At 74.2% G+C, this 11,145-nt stretch carries 7 protein-coding genes; 3 read left to right on the top strand and 4 right to left on the bottom strand.

Annotated features, from left to right (window positions below; genetic code table 11):
- Positions 1-37: 37 nt before the first annotated feature.
- A complete protein-coding gene (locus ACIRQF_RS35450) occupies positions 38-2,119 on the bottom strand; it encodes an N-6 DNA methylase (RefSeq protein WP_404098792.1) in 2,082 nt (693 codons plus the stop codon).
- Positions 2,120-2,437: 318 nt separating this feature from the next.
- Here ACIRQF_RS35450 and ACIRQF_RS35445 point away from each other — a divergent pair, with 318 nt between their 5' ends.
- Positions 2,438-3,205: a hypothetical protein gene (locus tag ACIRQF_RS35445; RefSeq protein WP_404098790.1), complete on the top strand. Its 768-nt coding sequence runs from the start codon at positions 2,438-2,440 to the stop codon at positions 3,203-3,205.
- Between the two features lie 310 nt (positions 3,206-3,515).
- Here the strand turns inward: ACIRQF_RS35445 and ACIRQF_RS35440 are convergent, their stop codons facing one another.
- Both ACIRQF_RS35440 and ACIRQF_RS35435 read right to left on the bottom strand, forming a co-directional pair.
- Positions 3,516-4,268: an N-acetyltransferase gene (locus ACIRQF_RS35440; protein WP_376637005.1), complete on the bottom strand. Its 753-nt coding sequence runs from the start codon at positions 4,266-4,268 to the stop codon at positions 3,516-3,518.
- A 54-nt stretch (positions 4,269-4,322) separates the two neighbouring features.
- Positions 4,323-5,207 (bottom strand): hypothetical protein, encoded by an 885-nt coding sequence (locus ACIRQF_RS35435; protein WP_404098787.1) that lies wholly within the window; start codon positions 5,205-5,207, stop codon positions 4,323-4,325.
- A gap of 137 nt (positions 5,208-5,344) precedes the next feature.
- Here ACIRQF_RS35435 and ACIRQF_RS35430 point away from each other — a divergent pair, with 137 nt between their 5' ends.
- Together ACIRQF_RS35430 and ACIRQF_RS35425 are read left to right on the top strand one after the other, a co-directional pair.
- Positions 5,345-5,908 carry a TetR/AcrR family transcriptional regulator gene (locus tag ACIRQF_RS35430; protein ID WP_404098784.1) on the top strand — a complete coding sequence of 188 codons (564 nt, stop codon included), beginning with the start codon at positions 5,345-5,347 and terminating at the stop codon, positions 5,906-5,908.
- Positions 5,909-6,008: 100 nt separating this feature from the next.
- Complete coding sequence (locus tag ACIRQF_RS35425) at positions 6,009-7,295, top strand: SGNH/GDSL hydrolase family protein (protein ID WP_404098782.1); 1,287 nt, start codon at positions 6,009-6,011, stop codon at positions 7,293-7,295.
- Positions 7,296-7,405: 110 nt separating this feature from the next.
- Here ACIRQF_RS35425 and mfd read toward each other — a convergent pair whose 3' ends face one another.
- On the bottom strand, positions 7,406-10,960 hold the full coding sequence (gene mfd, locus ACIRQF_RS35420) for a transcription-repair coupling factor (protein ID WP_376637009.1): 3,555 nt from the start codon (positions 10,958-10,960) through the stop codon (positions 7,406-7,408).
- Between the last annotated feature and the right edge of the window lie 185 nt (positions 10,961-11,145).

The following is an 11,145-nucleotide window of genomic DNA, read 5'->3' as shown; positions in this document are numbered from 1 at the left end:
GGCGACAGCCACCTCAGGGTTCTCCGGACCGAGACCTTCAGGGCTCCACGGTGCCGTCCGCCAGGCCGTCGTACATCCCCTGCACCAGCTGCTCGCCGAGCCGCCCCGCGAGCCGCAGCGCCTCCTCGAACTCCGCCAGGGCGCGGAACCGGGCGCCGTACCGCCGCTGTTCGATGAGCGGCAGCCGCGGCAGCTGGAGACGGCGGACGTCGAGCCGGGTCGCGGTGGAGGCGTACGAGCTGGCCTGGCGTTTGTTGGCGGTGGCGCGCAGGAAGCCGGCCAGGAACCAGGGGTCGAGGGCCGCCGGGTCGGGGCGCAGCAGGTGCACGTTCCGGCCGAGGGCGGCGCCCGCCGTCGCCGCGTCGACGACCCGGGCGACCGCGCCGCCGCCGAGGACCGGGACGACCACGTCGCCGGCGGCGAGCAGCACCGGCTCATCGGCCGGAGCGTCGGCCGGGGCCTCCGGGAGCGCGCCGGACGGCGCCTGACCGGCCAGGACGTCGGTGTCGGTGAGCACGGCGACCGGGCCGGACCCGGGGTGGGCGCCCGCCGTGCCGGTACCGCCCGCGCGCAGCGTGAGGGCGCCGGCCCGGGCGAGTTCGCCGACGGTCGTCGCGGGCCAGCGGACGGTGCCGGGGGCGGCGCCGGTGTCGGCGGCGGGGGGCGGGGTCAGCTCGCGGGTGCGGAGCAGCGTCTCCGTGAGGCGCGTGCGCACCCCGGCCAGCTGGGCCGCGCCCTCGGCGGCGGCGGGCGGCGGCAGGTGCCGGGCGGGGGCCAGGTCGACGTCGTCGTCGAGGAGTTCGATGACCGGCACGGCCCGGCTCCCGCCCGGTGTCCCGCCGATCGTGCCGTCCCGGTCGAAGGGCCGCCAGGCGGCCAGGACGGCAGTCTCGACGGCCGGCCAGTCGAGCCGATCGCGGCCGCCGCCTGTCTCGGACGCGGTGTCGACGAGCAGCAGCTCGGCCGGCGGGCGCTCGCCGGGGACGGGCCGGCGCAGCACCCACAGGTGCAGCGGGATCCCGTACGGGGGCGCCGCGCCGGCCGGCAGGGCGACGACGGCCCGCAGGGCGCCGCGGCGCAGCAGGTCGGCGCGGATGCGGCGGCCGGAGCGGCGGGAGGCGGCGGCGGGAGGCATGAGGAGGACGGCGGTGCCGCCGGTACGCAGCCGGGCCAGGCAGTGCTGCACCCAGGCCAGCTCGGACTCCGTACGCGCAGGGAAGCCGTACTCCCAGCGCGGGTCGTAGGCCAGTTCGTCGTGGCCCCAGTTGCGCTCGTTGAACGGCGGGTGGCAGAGCACGGCGTCGGCGGCGAGGGCCGGGAAGGCGTCGGTGCGGAGGGTGTCGCCGGGCAGGACCCGGACGTCGACGGCGGCGTCGGTGCCGAGCGCGAGTCGCAGGGCGGTGAGCGCGGCGAGGTCGGGGTCGGCGTCCTGGCCGTGGAGGGCGGTGAGGGTGTCCCCGGTGGCCGCCGCCGCGCGCAGGAGGGAGCCGGTGCCGCAGGCCGGGTCGAGGACGGTGGCCGCGGGTCCCGCGAGGGCGGCCATGAGGGCGGCGGGACCGGGCGGGGTGAGCGTGTACTGGCGCGGGTTGGCGTCGAGGTGCCGGCCCAGCAGGAAGTCGAATGCCTCGCGGGGGCTCGTCCGGGCCGCGAGCTCGGCGACCCCGCGCACCAACGGGACGGAGGGGCGGAGCGCACGGGCGGTGGGCGTGCGAACGGCCCGCTCCGCGCCGAAACGCTCCGTCAGCGTCTCCTCCAGCGGCACCGGGAGCAGCTCCGCGAGCCGGTCGTCGGGCGCGCCGGCGAGCGCCGGCCAGGCCGCCGCCCGGTACCGGACGAGGAGGAGGACGCTGCCCGCGTGGGCGAGGGCGGTGACGGCGCCGGCGGGATGGCCGGCGACCTCCTGCCACACCCGCTCGCCGAGCGGGACCTCGGCGAGCTTGCCCTGGTCGCGCAGCCAGGCCTCGACGTCGGCGAGGGCGAAGGACGGGCTGGTCTCGGTGCCGCCGACCGGCTTGGGGAAGTCGGCGTGGCGGCGGCGCCAGTTGCTCACGGCCGCCCGGCCGACCCCCGCGAGGCGGGCGATACCCGCGGCGGTCACCTCGGCTGCGCTGTCGGGCACCTGCCTCAACTCCCTCAATGGCGTGTGTGTGCCGCAGATCTTACTGACGAACGTCACCGACACCACTTCACAGCGTGAGCCGATCAATTTTCTGTGAACCGTGTTGACTCGGTTCACAGTCTCTGTTGTCATTGATCCATCGCGTCAGACGAACTCACTGTCGGGAGGGCACACCCATGTCGTACGACACGCAGCTCCCGCACGCCCCGTTTCCGGCGGTCGGCTGACCCGCGCCACCGCCCGACGCCCCGCCCCCTTCCCGCCCTCCCGCCACTCCCCCGCGCACCACGTACGCCCCCGATCCCCGGAGAACCCACCATGCCTGCCACCGCCCTCCTCCGCCGCGCCGCCCTCGCCGCCTCCCTCTGCGCCGCCGTCGCGCTCGGCGCGACCGCCTGCGGCCCCTTCTCCGGGGGCACGAAGGACGACGCCAAGCCCGCCGGACCCTTCGGCGGACTGAGCGGGCCCCAGATCGTCGACAAGGCGATCGGGGCGACGAAGACGGCGGACTCGCTCACCCTCGACATCGACCTGAAGACCACCGACGGCCCGGTCAAGGCGAACCTCGCGACCGACGTGCGGGGCCGCTGCGCCGGCACGATGACGCTCGGCGTGACGGGCACCGCCGAGCTGATCAGGCCGGACGCCGAGGCGGTCTACATGCGCTTCGACGAGGCGTTCCTGAAGGAGCAGGCGAAGGGCGAGTCGCCCGAGGTCCAGGCGGCGGTGCTCAAGGAGCTCAAGGGCCGCTGGGTGAAGACCGACGCCAAGGACCCGGACGCGAAGGAGAGCCTCGCCCTGTGCGACCTGAAGTCGCTGCTCGCCGAGTTCGAGCAGGGCTCCGACGGGGCGGCCAAGGGCCAGGAGACCACGGTCGGCGGGAAGAAGGCGCTCACGCTGACGCAGTCCTCCGGCTCCGAGAAGACCACGGTCTACGTGGCCACCGAGGGCAAGCCGTACCTGCTGAAGATCGTCACGACCGGCGGCAAGGAGCCCGGCACGATCGCCTTCTCCGACTACGACAAGCCGGTCGTGGCGAAGGCGCCGGCGAAGAAGGACGTCGTGGACGAGAAGAGCCTCGGCTGACCCTCCGGCCCGTCCGTACGGGGGACGGACGGGCCGGACGGCATCCGGAAGACGAAAGGCGTGAAGGCCTCCGGAGGGGGGTGGCCTTCACGCCTTTCTGTATGTCGGGGGGCGGGCCGGGGTCCGGCTCAGATGGCTCGGGCCGGGGTCCGGCCCAGATGGCTCGGACCGGGGTCCGGCTCAGATGGCTCGGACCGGGGTCCGGCTCAGATGGCTCGGACCGGGGTCCGGCCCAGATGGCTCGGACCGGGGTCCGGCCCAGATGGCTCGGACCGGGGTCCGGCCCAGATGGCTCGGACCGGGGTCCGGCTCAGATGGCGTGGCGGACCCAGACGTTCGGCTCGACGTACACCGCGTAGCCCCGGGAGGCCTCGCAGTGCACTGGCACCAGGGCGCCCTCGACCTCGACGGGGCCGTCGGTGTCGAAGGGCAGGCCGGTCCACTCGCGCCACTGCTCGACGGACCCGCCGACCGTCATCGACGCCGGGGCGACCTTCTCCACGGTGCCGCCCGCCCGGACGTGCACGCGCAGCCACGGGTCGTGCGGCAGGCCGTCCGCCTCGCGGGTGCGGAACGCGTACTCGTGGATGGAGGACGCGGCCTCCAGGTGCTTGGCGTTGGGACGCACGGGGGCGACCAGTTCGGCGAAGCCGAGGCGCTGGGTGTTGGCGCGCATCGCGGCCAGCATGCGGTGCGAGACGCCGTTGCCGAGCGCGCTCGTCGCGACGGTGATCTCGATCGCGCTGACGGTGTCCGGCGTGCGCCCGTGCCGCAGGTCGGAGAACGCCCAGAGCAGGACCTGGTCCCAGCCGGTGGCCGGCAGCTCGCCGCGGCCCTTGGCACGGAGCTCGAAGGGCACGCTGAAGCCGCGGGCGACGACGTCGGCCCCGGCGACCCCGTCGGTGGCGACGAGGACGTACTCGGGGAACTCCGCGACGATGCGGCCCATGTGGGACCAGCCGACCGGGTCGTACATCATGTACTCCGGCCAGAGGTCCTTCATGTTCCACATCCGCCCCTCGAGTTCGGGGCGTTCGGCGAGGGTCGTGATGTGCAGGTCCATGCGGGGGAGGTTAACGGGCGTTCGGTAGGGCGCAGAAACGGTTTTTCTCCGGCCTCAGACCTTCCCGATCCCCAGCGTGTTCTCGCCCGGCAGCAGTCCCGAGCCGATGACGGTCAGCCAGGGACCGCCGAGCAGGTCGGCGAGCCGGGTCGTGGCCTCCGGACCGAGCGCGGCCCAGGGGGCGGCGGCGAGCTCGTCCGTGCGGAGTTCGACCTCGGCCCGCAGGGCGCGGCCGGCGTCGGTGGCGGTGCCGTCGGGGTTCACGAGGCCGCGGGCGGCGAGGCGTTCCCGGGCGGCGGCCCACTCGTCCTCGCTCCAGCCGCGACCGGCGAAGGTGACCTCGGCGGCGGCGCCGACCGCGGCGAAGGAGACCAGGGACTCGACGGGGTCGAGCCCGGCGGCGAGGAGGGCGACGAGGTGTCCGTCGCCGCGGTGCTCCCGCAGGACCGTGGCGGCCTGCCAGAGGACCAGGTGCGGGACCTCGGACCAGGGCAGCTCGGCGTGGGCGGCGGCCAGCGGGCGCCCGTGGGTCCCGGCGGCCTCGGCGGCCCGCCGGGCGAGGGCGGCGGCCTCGGCGAGCCCGGGGCTCGCGAGGAACTCGTCGCCGAGGAGCGTCCGGTACACGCGGTCGGCCGCGCGGAGCCGGGCGGCGAGCACGTCGACGGGGGCGGCGACGGCCCAGGCGGCGGGGACGTACCGGGCGACCTTGGCGGGGCTGAAGCTGTAGAAGGCCGAGGCGACCCGCCCGGCGCCGACCGGGCCGAGGGCGGCCGCGCGCCAGGCGAAGTAGCTCGGCCAGCGCTCCTCGACGTCGTAGCCGAGGGCGGCGGCCTCGTCGAAGGCCTCGGGGGCGTAGTAGAGGACGGAGCTCAGCGGTTCGAGCAGGTGCCACATCTGGCGGACGCGGCCGGGCTCCACGGTCAGGGTTTCCACGGTCATGACTGCCTCCCTGGGTTCCTGGGGCGCGCCGGGCGCCGGCCCGGTCCCCTCGGTCTCGCACAGCTCATCTTGTCACTGACAAGATTGCTCCCGCCGTCCGAACTTGTCAATGCCTAGATTCCGCGTACGCTGCTGCCATGACCAGTGGCACCGGCCGGCGCACCTACCACCACGGCGACCTGCGGCAGGCCGTCCTCTCCGCCGCCCTCGACGTCATCGCGACCGAGGGGCCGGGCGCCCTGAGCCTGCGCGACCTCGCGCGCCGCGCGGGCGTCTCGCACGCCGCCCCCGCGCACCACTTCAAGGACCGCACCGGACTGCTCACGGCGATCGCCGCCCAGGGCTACGACCTGCTCGCCGAGGCCCTCGCCGACGCCCCCGACCTGCGCGAACGCGGAGTGCGCTACGTACGCTTCGCCGCCGCCCACCCGGCGCACTTCCAGGTGATGTTCCAGCCCGACCTCCACCGCGCCGACGACCGCGAGCTGCTCGCCGCCAAGGAACGCGCCTCCACCGAACTCCGCGCGGGCGTCACCGGCCTCGCGGCCGGCGCCGCCGACCCGCGCGCCACGGGCATCGCCGCCTGGTCCCTGGCGCACGGCTTCGCGACCCTGCTGCTCACCCACAACCTGGACGACCCGCTGGCCGGCCGGGACCCGGGCGAGGTCTTCCACGCGCTCGCGGGCCTGACGTTCGGCTGACGCCCCGCCAACTTCTTTCCCTGGCACGGGAATAGTTGAAGTCGGCACGACCTTGATCCCCGTCGTACGCACTGACGACAACGGGGAAGCGATCAGCGACATGACCACCGGCACCAGCACCCTCCGGCGAGCGGGCATCGCCCTGCTCGCCACCCTCACCCTGGCCACCGTCCCGGCCACCGCCGCCACGGCCGACAGCGCGACCGCGGGCCGGTCGGCGACCGCCGCCGGCGCCTGGCACGGCGCGTGGGCCGCGTCGCCGCAGGCGCCCGCCGCGCCCTTCGGCCCCAACTGGTCGCAGCAGGGCTTCGCCGACCAGACCGTCCGGCAGATCGTGCGGGTCACCGCGGGCGGCACCAGGGCCCGGATCGAACTCACCAACCGCTACGGCACGACCCCGCTGCGCGTGACCGGCGCGACGGTCGCCCGCACCGCCGGGGGCGGTGCGGTGGAGCCCGGTTCGGTCCGCGCGCTCACCTTCGGCGGCCGCGGCGCGGTCACCGTGCCGGCCGGCGGCACCCTGCTCAGCGACGGCGTGCCGTTCCGCACCAAGGCGCTCGAGTCGGTCACCGTGACCCTCTACCTGGCCGGCCCCACCGGCCCGGCCACCTTCCACCACATGGCCTCCGCCACCAGCTACCGGGCGTCCGGCGACCACCGGGCCGACGCCTCGGGCGCCGCCTTCACCGAGACCGGCACCTCCTGGTACTACCTGTCCGGCGTCGAGGTCTCCGGCGGCCCCCGCACCGCCCGCCGGGACGGCATCGTCGCCTTCGGCGACTCCATCACCGACGGCGTCGGCTCCACCACCGACGCCGACAACCGCTACCCCGACGAGCTCGCCGAGCGCCTCGCCGCCACCGGCCGCCCGCGCGCGGTCCTCAACCACGGCATCGGCGGCAACCAGGTCGTCAACGACACCACCTGGGCGGGCGAAGCGGGCGTCGTGCGCTTCCGCAAGGACGTGCTGACGGAGAAGGGCGTCGGAACGGTGATCCTCCTGGAGGGCATCAACGACATCGGCGGCAGCACCCCCGCCTTCCCCGGCGGCCCCACCCCCGAGGTCTCCGTGAACCGGCTCGTCGAGGGCCACCGCGCCCTCATCCGCCAGGCCCACGCCCACGGCCTGAAGGTCGTCGGCGCGACCCTCACCCCGATCAAGGGCTCCTTCTACGACACCCCGGAGAACGAGGCCAAGCGGGAGGCCTTCAACGCGTGGGTGCGCACCTCGGGCGCCTACGACGCCGTGGTCGACCTCGACCGCGCCGTCGCCGACCCCGCCGACCCCGACCGCATCCTCCCGGCCTACGACTCCGGCGACCACCTCCACCCGGGCGACGCGGGCTACCGGGCGATGGCCGAGGCGCTCGACCTCGACGCGCTGTAGGCCCCGGCCCGTGACGGCACCCCGCGTCCCGGCGCGGGGTGCCGCCCCACGGGGGGCCGGCGCCGCCGGAGGACCGTGCGCGCACGTGTCCCCCCGCGAGGGGCACCGGGTCAGGAACCCAGGATCTCCGCCAGGAACTCCCCGGTCCACGCCAGCAGTTCACGGCCCACCACCGGCTTGCCGCCGATCTTCCCCGCCGTCGGGCGGGGAACCAGGATCTGGTGGACGGCCGGCTTGATGACCGTGCGCGGGTACAGGCGCTTCAGGCGCAGCTCCTGGGACTCGCGCAACTCCACCGGCGCGAAGCGGATGTTGGGCCCCTGCAGGACGATCTCGCCGACGCCGCAGGCGCGGGCCAGCATCCGCAGGCCGGCCACCAGGAGGAGGTTCTCGACCGGTTCGGGCAGCTTGCCGTAGCGGTCCGTGAGCTCCTCGCGTACCGCCTTGACGTCCTCCTCCGAGTTCGCGGAGGCGATCGCGCGGTAGGCCTGGAGGCGCAGCCGCTCGCCGGGGGCGTAGTCGTGCGGGACGTGCGCGTCGACCGGCAGCTCGATCTTGACCTCCAGCGGCGGCTCCTCCTCCACACCGCCCTCCAGGGAGGCCCGGTAGTCGGCGACGGCCTCGCCCACCATCCGGACGTAGAGGTCGAAGCCGACGCCCGCGATGTGACCGGACTGCTCGCCGCCGAGCAGATTGCCCGCGCCGCGGATCTCCAGGTCCTTCATCGCCACGTACATGCCCGCGCCCATCTCGGTGTGCTGGGCGATCGTCGCGAGCCGCTCGTGCGCCGTCTCCGTCAGCGGCTTCTCCGGCGGGTACAGGAAGTACGCGTAGCCCCGCTCGCGGCCTCGGCCCACCCGGCCGCGCAACTGGTGGAGCTGCGAGAGACCGAAGTTGTCGCCGCGCTCCACGATCAGGGTGTTCGCGTTGGAGATGTCGATGCCCGACTCGACGATCGTCGTCGAGACCAGCACGTCGAACTTCTTCTCCCAGAAGTCGACGACGACCTGTTCGAGCGCCGACTCCGACATCTGGCCGTGGGCCGTCGCGATGCGCGCCTCGGGGACGATCTCGCGCAGCCGCGCCGCCGCCCGGTCGATGGACTCGACACGGTTGTGGATGTAGAAGACCTGGCCCTCGCGCAGCAGTTCACGGCGGACGGCCGCCCCGATCTGCTTCTCCTCGTACGGGCCGACGAAGGTGAGGACCGGGTGCCGCTCCTCCGGCGGCGTGGTGATCGTCGACATCTCGCGGATGCCGGTGACCGCCATCTCCAGGGTGCGCGGGATCGGGGTGGCGGACATCGTCAGGACGTCCACGTTGGCGCGCAGCTTCTTCAGCTGCTCCTTGTGCTCGACGCCGAACCGCTGCTCCTCGTCGACGATGACCAGGCCCAGGTCCTTGAACTTCGTCTCGGAGGAGAACAGGCGGTGGGTGCCGATGACGACGTCGACCGCGCCGTCCTTCAGACCCTCCAGCGTCGCCTTCGCCTCCGTGTCCGTCTGGAAGCGGGACAGGGCACGGACGTTCACCGGGAACTGCCCGTAGCGCTCGGAGAACGTGCCGAAGTGCTGCTGCACCAGCAGCGTCGTCGGCACCAGGACGGCGACCTGCTTGCCGTCCTGGACGGCCTTGAAGGCCGCCCGGACCGCGATCTCGGTCTTGCCGTAGCCGACGTCGCCACAGATCAGGCGGTCCATGGGGACCGTCTTCTCCATGTCCTCCTTCACCTCGGCGATCGTCGACAGCTGGTCGGGCGTCTCCGCGTACGGGAAGGCGTCCTCCAGCTCCCGCTGCCAGGGGGTGTCGGGGCCGAAGGCGTGGCCGGGGGCCGCCATCCGGGCGCTGTACAGCTTGATCAGGTCGGCGGCGATCTCCTTGACCGCCTTCTTCGCGCGCGCCTTCGTCTTCGTCCAGTCGGCGCCGCCCAGCCGGTGCAGGGTCGGGGCCTCGCCGCCCACGTACTTGGTGACCTGCTCCAGCTGGTCGGTCGGGATGTAGAGCCGGTCGCCGGGCTGGCCGCGCTTGGCGGGGGCGTACTCGACGAGCAGGTACTCGCGGGTGGCGCCCTGCACGGTGCGCTGCACCATCTCGATGTAGCGGCCGACGCCGTGCTGCTCGTGGACGATGTAGTCGCCGGCCTCCAGGGTCAGCGGGTCGATCGTCTTGCGGCGCTTGGCCGGCATCCGCTGGCCGTCCTTGCCGGCGGCCTTCTGGCCCGACAGGTCGGTCTCGGTGAGCACGGCGAGCTTCAGCGCCGGATCGACGAAGCCGTGGTCGATCGCGCCACAGGCCACGTGCACGACCGACGGGGAGATCTGCGTCAGGTCGGCGTCGAGACGGGCCGCGATGCCCTCGCCGCCGAGGACCTCGACGGTGCGGGAGGCCGGTCCGTGCGCCTCCGTCACGAACACCGTGCGCCAGCCGTCGGCCAGCCAGCCCTTGGTGTCGGCGAGCGCGCGGGCGGTGTCGCCGCGGTACGACTCGGGGGCGTGCATGCCCAGCTTGAGCGTGTCGCCCCCCGCGTCGGTGGCGAAGCCCTCCGTCACCGCCTCGTCGGCGGCGAACGGCGACACCGACCACCACATCATGCCGAGCTCGCGCGCCCGGTCCCGTACGTCCGCGATCCCCCACAGGGAGGCCGCGCCGACGTCGATCGGCGCCTCGCCGCCGCCCGCGGTGGCCGCCCAGGAGGCCTGCAGGAACTCCTGGCTCGTCGCCACGAGGTCGGCGGCCCGGGTCCGCACCCGCTCCGGGTCGCAGACCACCGCCATCGAGCCCTTCGGCAGGACGTCGAGGAGCAGCTCCATGTCGTCGACGAGCACCGGCGCGAGGGACTCCATGCCCTCGACCGCGATGCCCTCGGCGATCTTGTCGAGCAGTTCTCCCAGCTCGGGGTGTTGCTCGGCGAGGGCGGCGGCCCGCTCCCGCACCTGGTCGGTCAGCAGCAGCTCCCGGCAGGGCGGCGCCCACAGTCCGTGCTCGGCGACCTCCAGGGACCGCTGGTCGGCGACCTTGAAGTAGCGGATCTCCTCGACGTCGTCGCCCCAGAACTCGATCCGGAGCGGGTGCTCCTCGGTGGGCGGGAAGACGTCCAGGATGCCGCCGCGGACGGCGAACTCGCCGCGCTTCTCGACGAGCTCGACGCGGGAGTACGCGGCGGCCGCGAGACCCGCCACGACCTCCCCCAGGTCGGCCGTCCCGCCGCTCCGCAGCGCCACCGGCTCCAGGTCGCCGAGCCCCTTGACCTGCGGCTGGAGCACGGAGCGGATGGGTGCGACGACGACGCTGACGGGTCCGGCCGCGGGGTCGTCGTCACGCGGGTGCGCGAGTCGCCTGAGCACGGCGAGACGGCGGCCGACGGTGTCGGAGCGCGGCGAGAGGCGCTCGTGCGGGAGCGTCTCCCAGGACGGGTAGTCGACGACCGTGTCCGGATCGAGGAGCGAGCGCAGGGCGGCGGCCAGGTCCTCGGCCTCGCGCCCGGTGGCGGTGACGGCGAGCACCGGGCGCTTCGTCTCCCGGGCCAGGGCCGCCACGGCGAAGGGGCGGGCCGCGGGGGGACCGACGAGGTCCACGTGGTGGCGATTGCCGTCCATGGCGGCCTTGACCGCCTCGGTGAGTGCGGCGTCCTTGACGACGACGTCCAGCAGACCGTGCAGGCTCATGAAGGGTCCATCCCGGCGAAGGTGGGCAACGCGAACGGCCCGACACGTCTCACGGGCCGGGGCTTCCAGCCTACGACGACGCGGCGACGATCACTCGTTCGTGTCGGACACACCCCTGACCTCCGCGACGCGGGCCGGGCCCGGCGGATCGCTCCGCCGGGCCCGGCCCGTCCCCCGTGCACGCG

The organism is Streptomyces sp. NPDC101191 (assembly GCF_044767915.1).
In the GTDB taxonomy this organism is placed as follows: Bacteria; Actinomycetota; Actinomycetes; order Streptomycetales; family Streptomycetaceae; genus Streptomyces.
Note: the sequence above shows the minus strand (reverse complement) of the source record. Positions and strands in the feature narration are given on the sequence as shown.